Source organism: Rhizobium sp. CFBP 8762 (assembly GCF_014841565.1).
Classification (GTDB): domain Bacteria; phylum Pseudomonadota; class Alphaproteobacteria; order Rhizobiales; family Rhizobiaceae; genus CFBP-8762.
Genome location: NZ_JACYUD010000007.1, coordinates 172,079 through 194,613, shown reverse-complemented (window position 1 = coordinate 194,613; position 22,535 = coordinate 172,079). Strand labels below are relative to the sequence as shown.

Annotated in this window: 14 protein-coding genes and 1 pseudogene; 8 read left to right on the top strand and 7 right to left on the bottom strand. The window is 56.3% G+C overall.

The genetic code is table 11. The annotated features are described in order from the left end of the window. Window positions 1-80: 80 nt before the first annotated feature. A complete protein-coding gene (gene dgoD, locus IFT84_RS16360) occupies window positions 81-1,229 on the bottom strand; it encodes a galactonate dehydratase (protein ID WP_192121271.1) in 1,149 nt (382 codons plus the stop codon). A 245-nt stretch (window positions 1,230-1,474) separates the two neighbouring features. On the opposite strand from dgoD, the gene IFT84_RS16355 reads away from it, so the two are divergent. Further along, window positions 1,475-2,251, top strand: coding sequence for a FadR/GntR family transcriptional regulator (locus IFT84_RS16355; RefSeq protein WP_192121269.1), 777 nt, complete (start codon window positions 1,475-1,477; stop codon window positions 2,249-2,251). A 12-nt stretch (window positions 2,252-2,263) separates the two neighbouring features. On the opposite strand, the gene IFT84_RS16350 is transcribed toward IFT84_RS16355, so the two are convergent. After that, window positions 2,264-3,463 carry a mandelate racemase/muconate lactonizing enzyme family protein gene (locus IFT84_RS16350; RefSeq protein ID WP_192121267.1) on the bottom strand — a complete coding sequence of 400 codons (1,200 nt, stop codon included), beginning with the start codon at window positions 3,461-3,463 and terminating at the stop codon, window positions 2,264-2,266. 99 nt (window positions 3,464-3,562) lie between these two features. Between IFT84_RS16350 and IFT84_RS16345 the strand changes: the two genes are divergently transcribed. Beyond that, complete coding sequence (locus IFT84_RS16345) at window positions 3,563-4,327, top strand: GntR family transcriptional regulator (RefSeq protein WP_192121265.1); 765 nt, start codon at window positions 3,563-3,565, stop codon at window positions 4,325-4,327. Between the two features lie 8 nt (window positions 4,328-4,335). Here IFT84_RS16345 and IFT84_RS16340 read toward each other — a convergent pair whose 3' ends face one another. Continuing rightward, entirely contained in the window at window positions 4,336-5,268 is a 933-nt protein-coding gene (locus tag IFT84_RS16340; RefSeq protein WP_192121263.1) for a LysR family transcriptional regulator, read from the bottom strand. A 135-nt stretch (window positions 5,269-5,403) separates the two neighbouring features. Here IFT84_RS16340 and IFT84_RS16335 point away from each other — a divergent pair, with 135 nt between their 5' ends. From IFT84_RS16335 to IFT84_RS16315, 5 genes are all read left to right on the top strand, one after another. Continuing rightward, window positions 5,404-6,447, top strand: coding sequence for a transporter substrate-binding domain-containing protein (locus IFT84_RS16335; protein WP_192121261.1), 1,044 nt, complete (start codon window positions 5,404-5,406; stop codon window positions 6,445-6,447). 64 nt (window positions 6,448-6,511) lie between these two features. Continuing rightward, the gene (locus IFT84_RS16330; RefSeq protein WP_192121259.1) at window positions 6,512-7,672 is read left to right on the top strand and encodes an ABC transporter permease subunit; all 1,161 of its coding nucleotides are present in this window, start codon (window positions 6,512-6,514) and stop codon (window positions 7,670-7,672) included. Window positions 7,673-7,674: 2 nt separating this feature from the next. Then, window positions 7,675-8,757: an amino acid ABC transporter permease gene (locus IFT84_RS16325; protein ID WP_192121257.1), complete on the top strand. Its 1,083-nt coding sequence runs from the start codon at window positions 7,675-7,677 to the stop codon at window positions 8,755-8,757. A gap of 11 nt (window positions 8,758-8,768) precedes the next feature. Continuing rightward, window positions 8,769-9,515: an amino acid ABC transporter ATP-binding protein gene (locus IFT84_RS16320; protein WP_192121255.1), complete on the top strand. Its 747-nt coding sequence runs from the start codon at window positions 8,769-8,771 to the stop codon at window positions 9,513-9,515. A 104-nt stretch (window positions 9,516-9,619) separates the two neighbouring features. Then, window positions 9,620-12,907: a molybdopterin-dependent oxidoreductase gene (locus IFT84_RS16315; RefSeq protein ID WP_244651246.1), complete on the top strand. Its 3,288-nt coding sequence runs from the start codon at window positions 9,620-9,622 to the stop codon at window positions 12,905-12,907. Between the two features lie 181 nt (window positions 12,908-13,088). Here IFT84_RS16315 and IFT84_RS16310 read toward each other — a convergent pair whose 3' ends face one another. Beyond that, complete coding sequence (locus IFT84_RS16310; protein ID WP_192121253.1) at window positions 13,089-15,278, bottom strand: TonB-dependent siderophore receptor; 2,190 nt, start codon at window positions 15,276-15,278, stop codon at window positions 13,089-13,091. A gap of 255 nt (window positions 15,279-15,533) precedes the next feature. Further along, window positions 15,534-16,439: pseudogene (locus IFT84_RS16305) on the bottom strand (LysR family transcriptional regulator). A 102-nt stretch (window positions 16,440-16,541) separates the two neighbouring features. Between IFT84_RS16305 and IFT84_RS16300 the strand changes: the two are divergent. Further along, complete coding sequence (locus IFT84_RS16300; protein ID WP_192121251.1) at window positions 16,542-17,732, top strand: MFS transporter; 1,191 nt, start codon at window positions 16,542-16,544, stop codon at window positions 17,730-17,732. Between the two features lie 127 nt (window positions 17,733-17,859). Here the strand turns inward: IFT84_RS16300 and IFT84_RS21635 are convergent, their stop codons facing one another. Both IFT84_RS21635 and paoC read right to left on the bottom strand, forming a co-directional pair. Continuing rightward, window positions 17,860-20,130 (bottom strand): methyl-accepting chemotaxis protein, encoded by a 2,271-nt coding sequence (locus IFT84_RS21635; RefSeq protein WP_342212886.1) that lies wholly within the window; start codon window positions 20,128-20,130, stop codon window positions 17,860-17,862. Between the two features lie 204 nt (window positions 20,131-20,334). Continuing rightward, window positions 20,335-22,533, bottom strand: coding sequence for an aldehyde oxidoreductase molybdenum-binding subunit PaoC (paoC, locus tag IFT84_RS16290; protein WP_192121249.1), 2,199 nt, complete (start codon window positions 22,531-22,533; stop codon window positions 20,335-20,337). Between the last annotated feature and the right edge of the window lie 2 nt (window positions 22,534-22,535).

Genomic DNA, 22,535 nt, shown 5'->3' with positions numbered 1-22,535 from the left:
TTGGTTCTGTCAAAACGGCGGACTCCTCTCCGCCTCTCGACCCTGTGCCCACGCAACACGCGCAACAGGATCAAAGTCTATCACCATTCTGCCACGCTGCCATCGGCATGACGCCAGACGGGATTGCGCCAGCGGTGACCTTCCTTCGCGCGCTCGATTACATAGTCCTCGTCAATCTCGATCCCAAGGCCGGGCCCTTGCGGTATCGCCACGAAACCATCGGCATAGGCGAACACGTCCTTGTTGGCGATGTAATCGAGAATATCGTTGGTCTCGTTGTAGTGAATGCCGAGGCTCTGCTCCTGAATAAACGCGTTGTGGCTGACCGCATCGATCTGCAGGCAGGCAGCCAGCGCAATGGGGCCGAGCGGGCAATGGGGGGCCAGCGCCACATCGTAGGCTTCCGCCATGGCGGCAATTTTCCGGCACTCGGTAATGCCGCCTGCATGGGACAGGTCCGGCTGAATGATATCCACGTAGCCCTCGGACAATACCTGCTTGAAATCCCAGCGGGAATAGAGCCGTTCGCCCAGTGCGATCGGCGTGGAGCAATGATTGGCAATTTCTTTCAGTGTTTCGCGGTTTTCCGACAGAACCGGCTCTTCGATAAACATCAACTTGAAGGGTTCCAGCTCTTTTGCCAGAACCTTGGCCATGGGCTTATGAACGCGACCGTGGAAGTCCACGCCGATGCCGATATGCGGCCCGACGGCGTCACGGATAATAGCGATGGTTTCAATCGCCTTCTCGACCTTGTCATTGGTATCGACGATCTGCATTTCCTCGCAGCCATTCAGCTTGATTGCCTTGAAACCGCGGGCGACGACATCGCGCGCATTGCGCGCCACATCGGCAGGGCGATCTCCGCCGATCCAGGAATAGACCTTGATACGGTCACGCACCTGACCGCCCAGCAACGAATGAACGGGCTGATTGAGTGCCTTGCCCTTGATGTCCCACAGGGCCTGATCAATGCCGGCAATCGCACTCATATGCACGGCACCGCCCCGGTAGAAGCCGCCGCGATACATGACGGTCCAGTGGTCTTCAATCAGGAAGGGATCCTTGCCGATCAGGTAGTCTTCGAGTTCATGAACGGCGGCCTGAACGGTGAGCGCACGGCCTTCCACAACGGGTTCTCCCCAGCCGACAATACCGTCATCGGTTTCTATTTTGAGAAACAGCCAACGGGGCGGCACGATATAGGTTGTGAGCCGTATGATCTTCATGAACGTCGGTCGCTCCCTCAAATCCTGCTGGCAAAACACCACAAAGCGCACGTTTCTCGAACTCGTGGATGCCTTTGGCAACCGCGATGTGTCGATCGTTTCACGACCGTGCATTCTGTCGGTGTATGGGTCTCCTCCCCAGCCACGCATAATCGAGCTAAAATAAATCCTATTTATTGTCAATATTCATGCGATTTATTTTTGCGTTTGAATTTGGTATGCCTGCGCGGAGCGGAGGAACAGTCATGCAGGACCAGAAGCGGACCACACACCAAAAAGACACCAGAAGTGGCAGGCGACCAGTCAAGGATGGTCTCCTTCACAATCTGGTGGACAGGATCGTATCCGGCGACATGGCCGAAGGGTCTATACTGCCCAATGAGGCGGAACTGCAGGAGCAGTTTGGTGTCAGCCGCACCACGTTGCGGGAATCCATGCAGCATCTTGTGGCGCAGGGCATGGTGCGCTCCCGCACCCGTGCGGGAACAGTGGTATTGCCACGTCAACAGTGGAATTATCTGGATCCCATCGTGCTGGACGCGGCCATGCGGCATCCCAAGGACGAACAGTTCTATACGTCCTTGATCGACGCTCGCATGGTGCTGGAACCGGCAGCAGCTGCCGCCGCCGCCGAACAAGCCACGACCGCACAGATGATGGTGATCGCAAATGCGTTCGATGCCATGGTGGCTGCCCACTCCCTGTACACCGATGCATGGAGCGAGGCGGACCTTGACTTCCACACGGCCATTATCAACGCCTCCGGAAACTGGGTCTTCCGTCAGTTTGCGGTCGCCATTGGCGCGGCTTTGTTGGCCAGTTTTCGCATTACGAACCGTGCCAGTCAGTCGCACGAGCGTGCGCTGGACAGGCACAATGCGGTGCTGGAAGCTATCCGTATGCGCAAACCGGAAGCGGCACGAGATGCCATGAATGTGCTGGTGGAAGGTGCGCGATTTGAACTGCAGGAGGCCTTGCGGCTGGGGAAGGGAAGTGTCCCCATCATGCCGATCGGCTCCTGATGTGTTCAAATGCTACAGAGACGAGGTGCGTGTCGTCAGATCTGCGCGCTCGTAGACGCTCGGTAAAAGTTCTGTGCCCAATCCCGGCCCTTCCATCGGCAGGACCCGACCGTTCACTATCCGTGGCAGTTCGGTGACGAGTTCCTTGTACCAACCGGTGTAGAAGGCCCGCACCGATTCCTGAATCAACGTATTGGGTTGCGACAACGATGAGTGGACGGCTGCCACATAGGCGACCGGGCCGGTGCAATCATGGGGCGCGTAAGGTCTATGGTAGGTGTCGGCAAGAGCGGCAATCTTGCGCCCTTCCGTCAGCCCGCCGGTCCAGACCAGATCGGTCATGACCACACCTATGGCTCCGGCTTCCAGCATGTCCTTGTAGGGGAAGCGTGATCCCAGTGTTTCAGAGGCGCAAATCGGCACCGTTGTCGAGGCGGCAAGCTCTTTCAGGGCGGATACGGAATTCATGCGGATCGGGTCTTCATACCACGTGGGGTCATAGGCCTCGAGCACCCGGGCGATGCGTTTGGCCGTGGGCAGGTTCCAGAGGCAATGGAATTCCACCATGATCTGCATTCTGTCGCCGACCGCCTTGCGAATTTTTTCGAACGGCTCAACGGCGCGGCGCATTTGCTCGGCGGTGATGAACCGGCCGTCGTTCTCGATGGCAGCCGGATCAAACGGCCAGATTTTCATGCCGGTGATTCCCTGTTCCAGAAGGCTTTCCGCAATGGCGCCGGCATTGGTCATAAAGCCGTTCAGGTCCTCATAGGGGCCATCCGCAGCCCCGAAATTCCAGGTATCGACGGGCTTGATCTTGTTGGAGCGCACATAACCATAGCCGGCGCAGGTGTTGTAGACGGGCACACTGTCGTGGCAAAGGCCGCCCAGCATCTGGTGCACCGGCTGGCTACACACCTTGCCGAAAATATCCCACAACGCCAGATCAATCGCCGACGCTGCCCGGTACTCCGCACCCGTAGACGCCTGAGCCATGGGCAGATTGACCATTTCACGCGAGTGGGCTTCAATGCGCAGGGGATCCCTGCCCAGCAATCGCCCGGCCAGCACATCGTGGATATGCGCCTCTACCGATGCTGCGCCGTAAAATGTTTCGCCCAGCCCCGTCACTCCGGCATCGGTCTCGACGTGAACCCACAGCACGTTTGCAAACTCTTCAAGCCGGTACGTTCTGATTGCGGTGATTTTCATTGTTCCTCCCAGACAAGCCAAACCAAGGCAGCGGTCAAGGCATAATCCGGATTGTAAAATGTCACAACATGTTTATGCTTTAACCAGAAGGATTTTCATATGAACGATGCGTCCACCGTTTTAGAACCACCCTCGGGCCACAAAAAAGCACGCCAAAACCGTATCAATCATCTGGACCTTGCCTATGAGCGTATCGAACAGCTGATCGTGACATGCGAGCTGGCACCCGGGCGTGAGCTTTCCCTTCAAGACCTGCAAACGCTGACGGGGTATGGCCGAACGCCTGTTCATCATGCCGTTAATCGACTTTCGCATGATACGTTGATCATCATCCGCCCGCGCCACGGGCTTCGCATTGCCCCGATCGATCTGTCGCGCGAACGCTTGCTGTTGGACCTGCGCCGGAACCTTGAGCGCTTTGTCATCGAACTGGCTACACAGCGTTCCAGCGCGTCCCATCGCAATCGCATGTTGCATCTCAGCCGTACCTTACGGTTGCGCCGCGACGAGATGGGCATTGATGAATTCAACGAGATTGACCGGCGTATCGACCAGTTGTTTTTAACAGCCGCAGGAGAGCCGTTTGTCGAACATACGCTTCGTCCGTTGCACACGATGTTTCGCCGCACGGGCTGGCTCTATCATCGCCATATGCCCGAAAGTGCGGACTTGAAAGTTACGATCGATCTTCATCTGGCGGTTCTCGACGCCGTCGCCCATGGCCGTGTTGCGGCTGCGCTCCAGGAAAGCGATGCACTTATCGCATTTGTGGGTACAATGTTCGACGATCTCGAAGCCCACATCGATCCAAGCCTGCTGGATACCAGTATCGAGCCGCTGATCGGGTTTCAACATCCAGACTGATCAGCACTTCAACGCTTGATATCCTGACTGTTTGCCAAAACACCGGAGCGGCTTGAGCTGCGGATAATTTCCAGTAATCGCACTGTGGCTGGCGAGGGCTGTAAGCTGCTTGACCATATGCAGCCGGTAATGAGCGGGCTGATCTCTTCCTCAATCGGCTTTTGAAGAATTCGTTGAGCATTCAGCGACCAGGACCGGTGCACCATGTCCGAGAGGATGGAAATACCGTAACCGGCGGCTACAAAGCTGCGCACAGCTTCCATGGACTGGGTCCGGAAAACAATGTTGGGGACAAACCCGTATTTGTCCCAGTTTCGCTGCATGGTGTGCTCGTGATCATCCACCTGAACGACCACGTAGGGCTCATCGGTCAACTCCTGCAACGAAATCGTCTCCCGCGCGGCAAACCGGTGATCGAGACCGATCCAAAGCTGACGCTTGGACACGAGAAGGGGAGCCATTTCGAGACCTGTCGCGTCCGCTACATCCGAAATGAGGATAATGCCGAGATCAATCGTTCCCTGACGTACGCCTTCCTCGATATCATGGCGCGGCAGTTCGACCAGGGAAAGCTTCAGGCGCGGTAGTTCGCGCTTGATAACCGTGAGCAGGCGCGGAAGAAAGTAGCCCGAAACCGTGTAGCTGATGCCAACCGTAACAGCGCCTGCAATGTCACTTTCGTCAAAAGGCGGCAGGTCCATCAGTTCTTCGGCGGCCGATAACAGGGCCTGCGCATGATGCAGGAAAACCTCGCCCCGCGACGTCAGAAAGACGCCCTTGGAGTGGCGAAACAGCAGCTTGTATCCGAGCTCTTCCTCCAGCCCCTTGATTGCGATGGTGATGGAGGACTGGGTTACGTTCAAAACCGCTGCCGCGCGCGAAATCTGGCCGGTGGAAGCCGCCGCCACGAAATACTGAAGATGACGGATGGATGGCAGCATATAAATTTTTCTAATATTTCTAATGTAATATTTAAACTGGTTTCCCGGCGGTCGCAAGGGCATGCTTGTTCGTGGTGAGGATGGCGAACAGAAGAGTCGCTTCCTCATGACAACAAAAAAATTAAGGGAACCGACATGAAAAAGGGATTGGGTGCCATTGCCATGGCATTTGGAATGTTCGCTTCGCAAGTTTTTGCAGCACAGCCAACGGAGTCCATCAAGAGCGAAACGTTGAAAACCGTTCTGTCACGCGGCGCACTGAACTGCCCCGGCCACAACGGCTCATATCTGGGCTTTGCCGAAATCGACGACAAAGGAAACTGGAAGGGTCTCGATATCGACCTTTGCCGCGCTATGGCAACGGCAGTCTTCGGGACGCCGGACAAATCGAAGATCATTCCGCTCTCCTGGGTTCAGAGATGGCCTGCGCTTCAAGGGGGAGACATCGATATTCTCATCAAGATTTCAGCAGGCACCCTTTCGCGTGATACGGAACTGGGCTTTCAGTTTTCCAATCCCTATTATCTCGGCGCCACCCGTATTCTGGCCCACAAAAAGCTCGAGATTTCAGAATTGAAAGAAGCAGACGGTGGAACCGTGTGCGTTCTGGCGGGCTCGGTACAGGAAAAGCTGATTGCCAATTATGCTCAAAAGCTCGACATCAAGCTGCAAACTGTAGCGCTCGACAAATCAGAGGAGCTTCAGGAAGCCTATTTCTCGTCGCGTTGCGATCTTTATATTGAATTCGGCCCTACGCTGGCGATTACTCGTACCAAAGCGGCCAATCCTGATGATCACATTCTCCTGAAAGACACGCTTGCCCTGTCTCCGGAAGTCATGCTGGTCCGACAGAACGACGATGCCTGGCTCGATATTGCCAACTGGGTCATATCCGCCCTTCTGTTTGCAGAGCAGGAAGGCATAACCTCTCAAAATGTCGACGACATAAAGGCCGCGCCCTCAAGCCCGGAAATTGCCAAGTTTCTCGGCGCAAAGCCGGGTTTGGGCAAGCCGCTGGGGCTGGACGATGACTGGGCTTACAATGTCGTCAAGCATGTCGGCAACTACAGCGAGCTGTACGAGCGCAACATCGGTATGGGCTCCCCCTACAAAATGCCACGCGAGATCAACGCACTCTGGCAGAATGGCGGCGTTCTGTATCCCTACGTCATAGACTGACGGTTTTCGGTCCCCTTGCCGAACCAGTGTCGACACACAAAACTGCCTTTCAAGGAAAAAGCCCATGAAGTCTTGGAGCAGCCGCAGGGCGAGATATGCCTTGCTGCAAGCGCTGTACGTTGCCAGCCTTGCAACCATCATTTTAACATTTATCCTGCTGGCGCGGATCAAGCTTGCACAACAGGGGATCAATTCCGGGTTTGATTTCCTCTGGAAATCAACCGGATGGGAAATGACGTTTGCACTGGTCCCCACCAGTCCATCCGATCCCTACTGGTGGGTTTTGCTCATGGGCTTCCTGAATACGTTGCTTGTGGGCGTGTTGGGTCTGACGCTGGCAACGGCGCTGGGAATTGTCATCGGCACAGCGCGCATTTCATCCAATACCGCGCTGCGCATAATCGGCACAGTGTATGTGCAACTCGTCAGAAATGTGCCTCTGCTGGTACAGGTGTTCTTCTGGTACGCGCTCATAACCCGACTACCATCGCCGAAGAATGCCATCAATATTGGTGGCGTTTTTCTCAGCAATCGAGGGCTTTACGTGCCCCGGCTGAATGTGGAGGCTTGGGCCACGCTGGCCTCTGCTGCGATTTTTGCTGCCATGCTGCTGGTCTGTCTCTGGCTATCGGTTTTCGCGCGGGCGGGGTGGCTTCACGCCAAGCGTCAGCCGCTTATGGCGGGATCGGTTGCATCAGGTCTGGCCATCATGACGATGCTTTTTGTCATGGGGCATCAGACCGGGACGCCATTTGTCGACGAGCCGGTGTTCCGCGGACTGAACTTCCGGGGCGGTAGCCACATCCAGCCCGAATTCTTCACGATCGTTCTCGCTATCGCGATATTCGGCGGTGCCTATGTCGGAGAGATTGTTCGAGGAGGCTTTCTGGCTGTGTCGCCCGGCCAGATCGAAGCGGCACGCTCACTTGGGCTGAAAACCTGGCATGTCTTCAGCCGCATCCAGTTTCCTCTTGCGATGCGGGCAATGCTGCCAATGCTGACCAACCAATATATCTGGCTCATCAAGGCAACGACGCTCGGTATCGTCGTGGGTTTCGCCGATCTCTTCATGGTGATTGCAACCGCCATCACGCAGTCGGGGCAGACCTTGGAAATGCTGGGCATTCTGATGGGAGCATTTCTGCTGATCAACATCACGATTGCAACCGTCTCAAACCGCATCAACTCTGCAATAGCCCTCAAGGGCCATCAGGCCAGGGGGTAGCCATGTCAGAACTCAATTTATCCCTTCCGCTTGCGCCCACCGTTGCCAGAGTGGCCAGTCGTCGCGTCATCAAACGTCTGCTGTCCGTGCTGCTGAGTGCAGCATGTCTCAGCATGCTGATATGGGTCGCCTGGCTATGCTTTGAATGGGCCTTTGTGAACGCGACCGTTTCGTCGGATGCCCGTCAGGCGGAATGCGTAGCAGGCGGCGGCGCATGCTGGTCTGTAATCGTCAACCGCTGGCGCTTGATCTTTTTTGGCCTTTATCCCTTTGAGGAACATTGGCGTTCGGTGGCTGCCTGCAGCATCATCGTTGTCACCGTGATACTCAGCTGCGTGCCTGCTCTATGGACGGCGACCCGGCTCGGCATTCTCTGGCTCGTCGGCTTCACCGGATTTTACATTCTAATGCGCGGAGGTCTGTTCGGATTATCGCTGATCCGGGAAGAACAGTGGGGCGGCTTATCGCTGACATTGTTCATCTTCTCAGCATCCGTACTGATTGGCATGCCCCTGGCGATTGTATTGGCTTTGCTGCGCGATACGAAGCTGCCGTGGATTTCCAAGTCGACCGGTCTCATCATCGATACCATTCGTTCGCTGCCGCTTCTTTCTATCCTGTTTGCCTTTGCCGTTGTGCTGCCCTTCATGCTTCCCGATATGATGGTCGGCGAAAAACTCTATCGCGTGATCGTCGCCTATGCGCTGTACTTTGCCGCCTATCAGGCCGAGATCATCCGTGGCGGTCTGCAAGGCGTACCGAAGGGGCAGGACGAAGCGGCCAAAGCCATGGGCATGTCCTACCGCCACCGTATGGCCTATGTGCTGTTGCCACAGGCGTTTCGCACCTCTCTTCCTGCCACGATCAATCAGTTTGTCGTCGCTTTCATGGAAACATCGCTTGTGGTTGTCGTCGGTTTCTTTGATCTTCTGGCATCCGGGAATGCGGCCTACCGCACTGCGGAATGGACGTTCGCCTTCGTCGAGGTCTACGCGTTTATCGCCGCAATCTATTTCATTTTTTCATTCGGACTTTCCCAGTATGGCGCCTATCTGGAGCGCCGGATGGGTCTCGGAAAACGTTGAGGAGTCTACACATGAGCAGTCCCGACAGTGCGATCCTTATCTCAGCCCTCAACAAGCATTACGGCACCTACCATGCTTTAATCAATGTCGACCTCGCCGTTGCGCACGGCCAGAAGGTGGTCATATGCGGCCCATCGGGATCAGGTAAATCGACCTTGATCCGCTGTATCAACCAGTTGGAACAGCATGATGGCGGAACCATCCGCGTCCTCGGCACGGCCATAGACGCAGATACGGACGACATCAACCGTGTGCGGCAAGACGTTGGTATGGTGTTCCAGCACTTCAACCTGTTTCCACACATGACCATTCTGGAAAACTGCATTCTCGCGCCCATGCTGGTACGCAAGGTCTCGCGCTCCGATGCGGAAGCAACGGCCATGCAATATCTTGAAAAGGTGCATATCGGCGATCAGGCATCGAAGTATCCCGGTCAGCTCTCCGGTGGTCAGCAACAGAGAGCCGCTATTGCGCGGTCTCTCTCTATGCAGCCGCGGATCATGTTGTTTGACGAGCCGACATCGGCGCTGGATCCAGAAATGGTTTCTGAGGTTTTGGAAGTTATGGTGTCGCTGGCGGCTGAAGGCATGACCATGGTCTGCGTCACGCACGAAATGGGTTTTGCCCGGCGGGTGGCGGATCGCGTAGTTTTCATGGACCGGGGTGAAATTGTCGAGGACGGATCGCCCGAATCCTTTTTCGATAATCCCCGCAACGAGCGAACTGCCAAGTTTTTGTCGCAAGTTCTCAAGCACTAACGCTCTCCGGAGAATTTTTAGCGAAAACGGAGTCGTTTTCACATTTTGCTTTCACCGACGATGGCCGATTCGACCATGATCTGCCATGTGCAAGGACTATTGTCTTGAAGCAGGAAATACCCGGATACTGCACACTTTGCCGTTCCCGGTGCGGCACGGTGAACACGATTGAGGACGGGCGGCTTGTGTCCGTGCGTCCGGACCCGCGCCATCCCAATGGCAAGGCCATGTGTCCAAAAGGACGCGCTGCGCCGGAGATTGCGCATTCAGCCAGACGTTTGAAAACACCACTTCGCAGGACAACCCCCAAAGGGTCAGCGGATGCAGGCTTTGTGCCGATCAGTTGGGACGAAGCGCTGGGTGAAATCGCCGGGAAGCTTGAGCAGTATCGCCGGGAAAGCGGTCCGCAGTCTGTGGCCTTTGCCATGACATCGGGCTCGTCATCATCGATCTCGGATAGTGCTGATTGGGTTCAGCGCTTCATTCGCGGGTATGGCAGCCCAAATCTGTGTTCATCCACGGAAGTGTGCAACTGGCACAAAGACAATGCGCATGCTTTTACCTTTGGCTGCGCCATTCCCGCTGCCGACTACCGCCACTCGGACCTGATAATCCTCTGGGGCCATAACCCGACGAATGTCTGGCTTGCGCAGGCCGAAGCCATCGGTGCCGCCAAGGCGCACGGGGCCAAACTGGCGGTGATTGATCCGCGCCAGACCGCTTCGGCGCGCGAGGCGGATCTATGGCTGCGTGTACGCCCGGGAACAGATGGTGCGCTCGCGCTTGGACTTGCCCGCTGGCTGGTGACGAATGAAGCCTTCGACAAGGAGTTCGTGGCGAACTGGACAAACGCCGTCTATCTCGTTCGTGATGATACTGGTTTGTTCCTTCGCGCGGATGATATCGGCTTGGCAAAAGACGGCTTCGTCATCTGGGACGCAGCAACTGCGACAGCCAAAGCGTCAACCGACCCAGGTGGAGAGCCGGTCTTGCGGGGATGTTTTACCATTACGCACAATGGTAACAGCATTGTCTGCAGGACCGCGTTTGAGCATTACTGCAACGCGGTTGAGCCCTACGATCCTACGATGGTAGAGCGGATTACGGGCATACCAGCGGGCACGGTTGAGGCTTTGGCCGACATGATCGGTTCTGCCCGCGCAATCTCTTATCATGGCTGGACCGGTGTGGGGCAGCATACCAACGCCACACAGACAGAGCGCGCCATCGCAACATTGTACGCGCTCACAGGGAGCTTCGACCGTTGCGGGGGCAATGTGCGTCTACCCGCTCTGCCGGTCCCGGTGCTGCACAGTATGGACATGCTGCCCAACCATGTGCGCGCGCTGACCTTAGGGCTTGATGCGTTGCCCATCGGCCCGCCGGCGAGCGGCTGGGTTAACTCTACCGATCTTTACGATGCCATACTGGACGAAAAACCGTATCGGGTCCGGGCGCTGTTCAGCTTCGGCGCCAATCTGCTGGTTTCCCACCCGGCGCCTCAGAGAGGCAAGAAAGCGCTTCATGCGCTTGATTTTCAGGTCCACTGCGATTTGTTCATGAATCCAACGGCCGAAAGCGCAGATATCATCCTCCCCGTTGCAAGCCCGTGGGAATTCGACGCGCTGCGGATCGGTTTTGAAATATCGCTGGAGGCACAAGGTCACGTTCAGCTTCGCCCGGCCATGATTGCGCCGCAAGGCGAGGCCAGGTCGGACATGTGGATCGTTTTCCAGCTTGCCCAACGTCTTGGAATGGATGACCTGTTTTTTGGCGGAGATACAGAGGAGGGCTTTGCATTCCAGCTTGCGCCATTGGGTTTGACACCAAAAGACCTGAGAGCGAGCCCCGGTGGTGTACGGATCGATTTGTCACAACGTTACGAGAAGTACCGCGAGCAAGGGTTTGCGACACAAACCGGCAAGGCGGAACTGTATTGCGAGCTGCTGCATCGGCACGGACATTCTCCCGTACCCCGGTTCGTAGAACCGGCGGAGCCCAGAGGTGATGCATTTCCGCTAACCCTGTTTTCGGTCAATAACGGCTATTTCCGCCACAGTCAGGACCGTGGAATCAACACGTTGCGACGGCGCAGACGCGAACCGGTTGCCGAAATTCATCCGGAAACAGCCGCTGGGAAGGGGATTGCGGATGGCGACTGGATCAGCATCCACACCCGTTTCGGGGTCATGCGCGCGCGCGCCAAGTGGAATGATACGCTCGCTGGCGACGTTGTTGCCAGCGACTATGGATGGTGGCAGTCGGCACCGGACCTTGGGTTGATATCAAGCCCGGACTTCAACTTTAATGCGCTGATTGCCGAACGGGATCGAGACCCTGTCAGCGGAGGTTTGGCTCTTCGGTCGTTCACATGCGATATCCAGAAATATGAGACGACAGGCTGGGAGGGGTGGAAACCGTTTATGGTAACCGAGCGGCTCGAACATGCAGCCGACGTTGTCGGCCTGACATTCCAGCCTGTTTCCCCCTTTCCTCTGCCGGGCTTTTGGTCAGGTCAATATATTGGCATCCGGATGGACGGTCTCTCCCGGTCTTACTCCCTGACCGGAAAGGGGAATGGTTTGCCTGAAAGCTATAGTATCGCCGTGCGGCGGCAGGGCGAGATGTCGGGGAAAATATGGAATGAGTTGCAACCGGGGAGCATCGTTGACCTGCGCGCCCCGGCTGGGGATTTTCTCATTCCTGTTTCGCAGGATTTTCCGGTCGTGCTGATTGCTGGCGGTATCGGCATCACACCGTTTCTTTCCTACCTGGAAACCTTGACCGGAGCGCCCGAAGAGCCAAGCGTGGTATTGCATTATGTTTGCCGCGATGGTCGGCACAGGCCTTTCTATAATCGGCTTCGCAGTCTCGAAGCCGCCTTGCCCAACGTCAGGATGATCTCGCATCTGACACAGCCGGGTCCCGACGACATCTGCGACCGGTTGGGTCGTTTCACAGCCGCCGACATTGACAGGCGTCTGATCGATTCTCGAGCGCGATTTTACATGTGCGCTGCTGAGGCAATGATGAATGGGGTGACAGAAGGTCTTAGGAAACGCGGAGTACCACCGTTCGAGATATTCAAGGAACGTTTCGGCGCCCCGGCGCCGGCCCCCGTGGAAGGTCTCGTCGCACGAACCATTCACTTCGCGCGTTCTGACATAACGATCGAGTGGAAACCTGGTAAGACCATAGACAGTATTCTAACCGTCTCCGAGCGCGCCGGTGTGACGCTGCCCAGCGGCTGCCGGGTTGGTCAATGCGAGAGCTGCGTGATTCCCTTAAGATCGGGAAGCGTACAGCACCTTGTCGACAATCCGGACCTGGAACCTGGATGCTGCCTAACCTGCCAAGCCCTTCCTCTGAGCGATTTGGTTCTGGACGCTTGATTCTACAGGGCAGATGGTTCTGGGCTATGTGGCCCGCTTCAGGATTTGCACCAAGTTAAGACAACCATACTGGCTGCATACATTTTTCCTGTGATCTCGTATCAAATCGACAGGAAACATGGGTGCTGTTCGTCTGCTCCACAAACTGGCGGCCCGGAGGCCGCCAGAGGTTGATCTGACCTTAGAAGCGATATTTCAGGCTGCCGGTAAAGAATTTACCGCCATCAAGATTGCAGAAATTGTTCGCGCATGTGGCCTTTTGGGTGTTGAAAATGTTGCTGGCATTGACCTGAAGACTTAGCCCCTGAAGATCTTTGCTTTTTTTGCCGAAGTCGTAGGTGACTGCTGCATCCACAAAGGCCCGGGAGGAATTGTCGAACGTTCCCAGATCGTCACCGGGGCTTGTACCGACATATCGCAGACCCGCTCCAAAGCCTAAGCCTGCGGCTGCACCGTCCTGGATTTCATAATCACCCCAAACAGAGAAGGTGTGCTGCGGTACGCCGGATTGCTGTTTACCAATCGTACCAACTTCGCCTTCCCTGATTTCGAAATCGAGGAACTGGTAACCCGCGCGAAGACCAATTCCGTTGTTTAGATTGGCTTTCGCTTCGAACTCAAAACCACGGGAATTCAGCTCACTGCGTTGAACTTGAACCGAGTCTTGATTGATAATCTCGTAAAACACACCATTTTTTTGATTGATGTCAAATACGGAGGCCATCAAAAGAATGTTTGTGTCAGGCAGCAGATATTTCAGCCCGAGTTCGTAGCTGGTCGCCTCGGTTGGCTTGAAGCCCTTTCTCTCCGGGTTGAGTCCGGGAGAGACGTAATACGACGTCGCGTAATTCACATATGGTGTCAGACCGAAATCTGTTTCATAGGACAACCCTACGCGCACTGTCGCTTTATCGGATTTTTGAGTATATGAACTGGTTTGCGCGCCAGTGACATAGTTTCCTTCTGCGGAACTGATATTAACCCAATCCTGACGCGCGGCCAAAGTCAGCATCCATGAGTTGTAGCGGATCTGATCCTGGATATACACACCCCGCGAACGGTGTTTCTGATTGACGAATTGCTGTAGATCAGGACGTGGAATGTATTGATTATAGTCTGGACTAAGAAGATTGAGTTCGGGCGCGGTGCCGGAACCGTCTTTGTTGTCATACTTGAACCAACTCGCATCAGCGCCCACAAGTATCGTATGGTCTAGCTTACCGGTGGCGAAATCTGCCTGGATTTGGTTGTCGACAGTCAACTGCTGCGTGGCGAGCATGCCAAAATAAGTGTATCGCTGTATTGGCGTACGGAAGGTGAAATCTGTGTACGCCCAATCACGGCTGTCGAAACTTTGATTCCCAGCATTTTCGAAATCCTGATCAATTTCAAAGTATCGCAGGTTCTGGCGTATCTGGAATACATCGTTAATGCGATGCTCAAATTCGTAGCCTATCCGTTTCTGGATCTGCTTGTTTTGATTGAACCGAGGGTCACCAAACTGGTAATTTGTCAGCCTGTTCGTTGGAAAGTTCCAGAACGTTGCAGTGCCACCAGTTTGAAAATTCGTGTATTCGCCAAGGACTGTCAGAGAGGTTTCTTCATCCCGCTGGAAGGTGATGGCGGGGGCAATGAACAGCCTGTCATCCTTTACACCCGCCCGCTCGGTATCGGCTTTGCGTGCAAGACCCGTCAGCCTGTAAAGAACGGAGTTGTCTTTCGTGAGCGGACCAGATGTATCAAAACGAACATCCCGTCTGCCGTAGGATCCAAGCTGCACCTCTACCTCCCGTAAAGGGTCCAGTGTTGGGCGCTTTGTGGTAATGTCGACGATACCGCCGGCGCTGCTGCCCCCATACAGCGACGAGGTTGACCCCTTCAGAATGGTCAGTTCCTCTATCCCGTAAGGTTCATTCTTGAAGTAGGCGAGACTGGCGCTCATTTGCCGCATTCCATCGCGGAAGATACCGTTATTGTACGAATCGAAGCCACGGATATTGAATGTATCCATTCGTGGGTCGAAACCGAATGTGTCAGGGCGCACGGCTGGAGAATACTGAAGCGCTTCGAGTATCCCCTGTGGGTTTCGGACGGTCAGCTCCTTAGCTGTAACTGTAGAAATAGACTGGGGAATATCGAGAATATAGGTCGATGTCTTCGAGCCGGAGCGGGTTTTATAGGTGATATAACCCTCGCTTTGGGGCACCTGTTGATTGTCCAGCTTGCCCTGCACATCAATTTTGGTGAGGTCCGCAGGCTCCGTTTCCTGGGAAACGGCTGGACTTGCAAACGTTGCCAGTGTCAGCGCTGTTCCGGCAAGCAATCGGCTTCTTGCGCTAAACAGGGTGGCTTTGGTTATAGCTAAATTCATTTTTATCAAATCTCCCGAGGAATCAGCACCTCTCGGATGCCGGATCGAAAGTCAAATGTATATTCGCGATAAATAATATGACAACCTCGGCGAGTATGTAATCTTTAGTTTCCGGACCGACTTTTAAAGATAACCGGAAAGTTCCATCCAAATGTCGCAAATTAGCAACATGGAATGATGGCTCTATTTGCAATTCATTGTTGCTACGGAGCCGCCGGTAGCTCTGACCGGACGCGGATGCCAACGTCCGCAGGTCTAAATGCTCAGACCTTCCGAAAGCATGGTGATCAGCGCGTCCACTTTCGGGATCAGTTGTCGGCTGCGGGGCCATACGAGGTGAAGGGGGAGTCCGTCCGTTGCCATATGCGGCAAAATTTCTACCAAATGCCCACAGGCAAGCTCATCCCGAATCAGCCATGTTGCCAGTTGCGCAATGCCAAATCCGGCCTTGACCGCGCCGACCTGCGCCTCCGCGCTGCCAAGGATTATGCGGCCCTCCATGAATTTGCGTTCCACTGAACCAGCATCGTGGGTAAGCCGCTAGGGAATGGTGCTGCCATCGGCTTTGCCGTAGAGAACGCTGTCAAACCGGGCCAAGTCCTGTGCTGATGTCGGCAAGCCATTTTTCTCGATAAATCCCGGCGCCGCGCAGAAAATCAGCCGCTCGGACCCCAGATAACTGCGACCGAGTGTATCGGGCCAGACATTACCCGCGCTAATGCGGATGGCGACGTCGACACCTTCGTCGATCACGTCCACAAAGCGGTCGGTAAAACTCACATCCGGGCGCAGGCCGGGATAGCGCTCCGTTAAAGACAGAATGATCGGCATGACCTGCATATGACCGAAGGCCACCGGCACATTCACCTTCAACCGGCCCACGGGCTCGGTTTCCTGCGCAGCCAGCACCGCTTCGGCCTCGCTCAGTTCCGCCATAACGCGCACGCAAATGGCGTAAAAAGCCGCACCGGCTTCTGTTAGCGCCAAGCGTCGTGTGGTGCGCGCAAACAGCCTTTGGCCGAGCCGTTGCTCCAGCCGCGCCACGCTTTTGCTAACAGCCGAATTCGTCAGGTTGAGCCGCTCCGCAGCAGCGGTGAAGCTGCCGGTTTCGGCAGCTTGCACAAAGGTATCGATGCCTTTCAAACGCTCGGATGACAGCATAGCAACGTCCTATTCTGGAATTTCAGTCATCTATTACCGGAAATTTGACCGCAGGACGAATGATTTGATCACGAGTAAGATGGTGGAAATCTTGGAGTTCCTATGTCAGATATCATCACCCCACGCGACGCCGTCGCGCGCACCGATAGTCACAGTCTTGCCGTCGTGCTGTTGGCTGTGTCAGCCTTTATCATCGTTACCACCGAGTTCATCATTGTCGGTCTTTTGCCGAGCCTTTCGCGTGATCTCGGCATTTCCATTTCTGCGGCGGGCCAACTCGTTACCTTGTTTGCCTTCACGGTTATGCTGGCCGGGCCGTTTCTCACGGCCATGCTGTCACATTTTGAGCGCAAGCGCCTGTTTGTTGGAATATTGTTGTTGTTTGCTGCCTCCAACGCGCTTGCGGCTCTGGCACCCAATGTTTGGATACTTGGCTTGGCGCGGTTTCTGCCAGCATTGGCGCTGCCGGTTTTCTGGGGCACGGCCAGTGAGACGGCAGGGGAACTGGTGGGTCCGGAGCGCTCCAGCAAGGCCATTTCGCAGGTCTATATGGGTATTGCCGCTGCCATGGTGTTCGGCATTCCGCTGGGCACGCTTGCAGCGGGAGCGCTGGACTGGCGCGGCACGTTCTGGATTCTGGCAGGCGCATCCTTGATCATGGCCGTTGCGCTGGCGCTGGTCATGCCATCGATTGCGCGCCCGGAAAAAGTCAGCGCTGCCGATCAGGCGCAGATTTTAAAAGATCCGTATTTTCTGGGAAACATTGCGCTCTCCGTGCTGGTGTTTACAGCCATGTTCACCGCTTACACCTATCTGGCCGATACGCTGGAAACGATCGGTAACATTCCGGCGGGTCAGGTAGGCTGGTGGCTGATGGGCTTCGGTGTGCTGGGTCTGGGTGGAAACTGGCTTGGTGGGCATTTCGTGGGCCGTGGTCCGCTTCTGGCAACCGGTGTAGCAACACTGGTGCTGACGCTAGGCATGGCGGCAACGACGCCGCTTGCCGGTTCGCACCCTCTGCTCATTGTCGCGCTGGCGGCGTGGGGCATTGCCAACACCGCTTTGTACCCGATTTGTCAGGTTCGAGTGATGAACGCAGCCACCCATGCCCGCGCGCTGGCTGGAACACTGAATGTATCCATGGCCAATGCAGGCATTGGTCTTGGCGCAATCATCGGCGGCGCTGTTATCCAGCATTTGGGGCTGGCCAATATCGGATATGTGGCAGCGGGCATCGCCGTGCTGGCAACGATCATGTCGGTTGTGGTGGCCCGGCTTAAACCAAAGGCGTGAGGGCCATGATGTGCGGCGCGCGCGGGAGGGCAAACACCCCACGCGCCTGTTCGCTTAAATTGCTCCGATCGTTTGTTCTAACGCGTTGTCCGGACGCACAACTTTCTCCACTTTTGCTGGAAATGCTTTAAAATTCTTCCCAGTTGCTTGGCTGAGCATGGGCCGCTTGCCGGCCTGCCCGGGCTGACGATGGTGCCCGACGCTGGCCAGACGACTGAGCTGCCGCCGGAGGTCCCCGATGGCCGGTTTCAAACTTGCCGACGAGCGCAAACAGAGCACTGGCTTCCTTGGCCAGCGCATCGCTGGCGGCGGTAGTCTCTTCCACCATCGCGGCGTTTTGCTGCGTGCCCTGATCCATTTGAGAAACCGCGTGGTTGATTTCTTTGATGCCGGTGGATTGCTCGCGAGAGGCTTCCACGATGAAGGACACGTTGGTATTGATCTCCTTCACCTGCTCAACAATCTGACCCAGCGCCTTGCCGGTTTCACCCACGAGGCTCACACCTTTCTTGACCTGTTCACCCGATTTCGCAATCAAGGCCTTGATATCCTTGGCGGCACTGGCGGAGCGCTGCGCAAGTTCGCGCACTTCCTGTGCCACTACTGCAAAACCCTTGCCAGCTTCGCCTGCCCGCGCGGCCTCCACACCGGCGTTCAGCGCCAGCAGATTGGTCTGGAACGCGATTTCGTCAATCACGCCGATGATGCTGGAAATCTCGGAGGACGATTTTTCGATTTCCTGCATGGCGCCGATCGCGTGTGCCACCACCCGGCCGGAGTGCTCGGCATTCTCACGCGTGTTGCCCACCAAACGACCGGCATCTTCCGCGCGTCGGCTTGTATCGCTCACGGTGGTCGTAATCTGCTCCAGTGCTGCGGCTGTTTCCTCAACCGACGCAGCTTGTTGTTCCGTTCGCTGGGCGAGATCGTTAGCCGCCGTGCGGATTTCGCTGGAACCGGCAGCTATTGCCTCCGCATTGCTGCTGACCAGCATGATGGCGTCTTCCAGCCGCTCCATGGCGTGGTTGAAGTCCACCCGGGTCTTATCCAGCCGCGCTGGTAACGCCGTATCAAGCCGGTAATTGAGTTTGCCTGTTGCCAGTGCCTCCAGCCCGATGCCGAGCGTATCGACAGCTGTCTGGATATCGGCAGCCTCTTGTGCCTGCTGTTGCTCGCGCTCGGCCCGTTCCGTCTCGGTTTGTAAACGGTTGGCTTCCGCTTCGGCCTCCAGACGTCTGCGCTCTATGGCATTATCCCGGAAGACAGCAACGGAGCGCACCATATCGCCGATTTCACTGCGATCTACCGACATATCGAGGCCCACATCCGAATGGCCTGCGGCCAGCGCATTCATGGTGGTCACCAGCCGGTTCATGGGCCGGGTGATCGAGCGGATAATCGCTGCAACCAGCACTGTGACGAGGATAATCAGCACCACCGACACGCAAAGCGACAGGACAAGCGCTTTTTCGTAGGCGGCGGCCTTGGTTGCCGCGAAGGTCTGAATTTCCGCGCCGACCTGATCGTCCACCGTCTTCAGCGCATTGATCCGGTTCGTCGTTGACGTGTACCAGTCCTGTCCGCTCACGGATGACATTTTGCTGCCGAAGGGACCGTGCAGTGCGACGCTGCGTTGCACGTCAACCAGCTTGCTGTCTTCGCTGGTCAGCACGGCTTGTAAGGCCCGCTGTCCTTCGGGGTCGGCGTAGGCGTTGAACAGGGCAAAATCGGCGGACTGCAAAGCGCCGAGACTGACAAACTTTTGATAGTTGGCAGCAAAGAACCGGCCTGCCGAAAAGGCGGCGGTGCCCACAGCGCGTTCTTGCCCAGCCCGCTCCTTGCCTTGAAGTAGGGCGGAGTAAGCGACGATCCTGTTAGAGAGCTGGCTGTCCTCGGTGAGCGAACTCATGGAATCGACGACTGCAAGAAGGCTGGCAATGGTCTCGGCAAAATAGTCGAGCAAAGGGGGTACATTTATGGTGAGCTTGGTCACGTCCTGCCGAACCGCTGCCAGCCGCTGAAGGATTTCAGAGGCTTTTGCGGCAAGATCGTTCAATTCAGAGCGCTCCGCGCCTTCGGCTTTATCCAGAGCCAGTGCTGTGTAGCGGGCCATAGCTGCGTCCGTCACCAGCCGTTGCTTGTCCACAAGACCACCAAACTCGCCTTTGCCCGCTGAGCCGACAAAACCGACGGATGTTGCCCGCTCGCGCTGAACCTCATGGATGAGCCCGCTGATGACCGGCGCCATGGTCGCCATATGCGCGACAGCGTTGGCTTGGGCTGCTGCCCGGTATCGCTCCAGGTTGTCGTTGATCGTCACACCTAAAAACGCCAGCGCCGGAATGATCGCAACGATCAGAATACGCGCGCGGATTTTAAGATTACCCAGTATCGTCACTTCAACCCCCTACAGTTGTCCATTGGGGGAATCTAAAACAAAAACGTTTAAAACAGGTAATATGCACACTTAAAGTGCGACTTTGTTGAGATTGCCCTTTATCTGTGCAGTGTCGGCTAGGTAGCGTTCAGTTGATCCTGGCTGATAAGATACCGGCCCGAAAACGGGCCGGTGTCAGACTGAAGACTGATAAGAGACGCGCAATCAACTGATCTGCGGCAGCTTGTCCAGCATCTTGTCGAGCGTGATCGGATAATCGCGGATGCGCACCCCGGTCGCATTATAAACGGCGTTGGCAACTGCCGCCGCAACGCCGCACAGGCCGAGTTCACCCACGCCCTTGGCCTTCATGGGCGAGGAAACCGGGTCTGTTTCATCGAGGAAGATAACCTCTTGATGCGGAATGTCGGCGTGAACCGGAACCTCATAGCCGGCCAGATCGTGGTTGACGAAGAAGCCCCTGGTCTTGTCAACCGCCAGTTCTTCCATCAATGCCGCCCCGACGCCCATGGTCATGCCGCCGATCACCTGGCTGCGAGCCGTCTTGGGGTTGAGAATGCGGCCGGATGCACACACGCCCAGCATTCGGCGCACGCGCACCTCCGCCGTGGCGCTGTCCACGCCCACTTCCACGAAATGCGCGCCAAAGGTGGATTGCTGGAATTTCTTGCTGATCTCACCGTAGTCGATCGTGTCTTCGGCAACAATATCACCATCCGTTGCCGCTTGCGCCAACGGCACGCTGCGGTTACCTGCCTTCACCTGTCCGTCCGCAAAGGTGATCTCTTCCGAGTTGAAGCCGAGCTTCTGGCCAATGGCTTCACGCAGCTTGACGCAGGCTGCATAGACACCGGCGGTTGAACTGTTGCCGCCCCACTGCCCGCCGGAACCGGCGGATACGGGGAAGCGCGAGTCGCCCAGATTTACGGCCACTTGCGTCATGCCAATGCCCATCATCTCAGCAGCGGTTTGTGCAATGATGGTGTAGCTGCCGGTGCCAATATCGGTCATATCGGTTTCCACCGTCACCAAACCATCACGGTCCAGACGCACGCGTGCGCCCGATTTCATCACCATATTGTTGCGGAACGCGGACGCCACGCCATAGCCCAGCATCCACTGGCCATCGCGTATCTGCCCCGGTTTTGCAGTGCGCTTGTTCCAGCCGAACCGCTCCGCACCTGTGCGAAAACATTCGACAAGCTGGCGGTGGGAAAATTTCTTCTCAGGATTTTCCGGGTCCACCTGTGTGTCGTTCAGAATACGGAACTCCACGGGATCAAGGCCCAGCTTTTCGGCCATCTCGTCCATGGCGATTTCCAGCGCCATCAGGCCGGATGCTTCGCCGGGCGCACGCATGGCGTTGCCCTCCGGCAGATCGATCACCGCAAGCCGTGTTGTCGTCATGCGATTTTCACCGGCATAGAGCAGACGGGTCTGCTGCACCGCCATATCGGGCTTGCCATCCGGCAAGTCGCCAGACCAGCTTTCATGGCCGATAGCGGTAATCTTGCCCTCTGGCGTGGCGCCGATGCGAATGCGCTGGATGGTGGCAGGACGATGCGTGGTGTTGTTGAAGACAAACGGACGCGACAAGGCCAGCTTGACCGGGCGGCCCGCCGCCTTGGCCCCAAGGGCTGCCAGCACCGTATCGGCCCGCAGGAAAAGCTTGGCACCAAAACCGCCGCCGATGAACGGCGACATCAGGTTGACCTTGTCCTTTTCCATGCCCAGTGTTTTGGCGAGGTCGCCGCGTGTCCATGCAATCATCTGGTTGGAGGTCCAGACGGTAAGCTCATCGCCCTCCCACACGGCCAGCGATGCGTGCGGCTCCATCATCGCGTGGGAGTGGTCGGGCGTGGTATAGGTTTCATCAAGTTGCACCGGAGCGCTGGCAAAAGCCTTGGTGAAATTGCCCGCTTGCGTATCGGCTTCGCTGTCTTCGGGTTTGACGGCAGCGGCACGCTCTTTTGACAGGTCAAATGCACCGGGAGTTTCCGTGTAGGCAACCTTCACCAGATTGGCGGCTGCGCGGGCCTGTTCAAAGGTTTCCGCCACCACCACCGCAATGGCCTGATGATAATGCTCGATTTCCGGTCCGCCCAGCAGGGTTGCGGTGTTCATTTCGCCCTTGCCAAGTTTTCCGGCGTTTTCAGCCGTAACGATGGCAAGGACACCCGGCGCCGCCTTGGCTGCACGCAGGTCCATGGAGGTAATGCGGCCCTTGGCAATGCTGGAACCCACGACATAGCCATAGGCCAGATTGAGCGCCTCATCATGCCACTCATAGGCATAGGTTGCCGTGCCGGTGGTTTTGCGTGGACCATCAATACGGTCGAGCGGTTTTCCGACGACCTTCATCTGGTCGATGGGATTTGTCGTTGCGGGACGATCAAACAGCATGA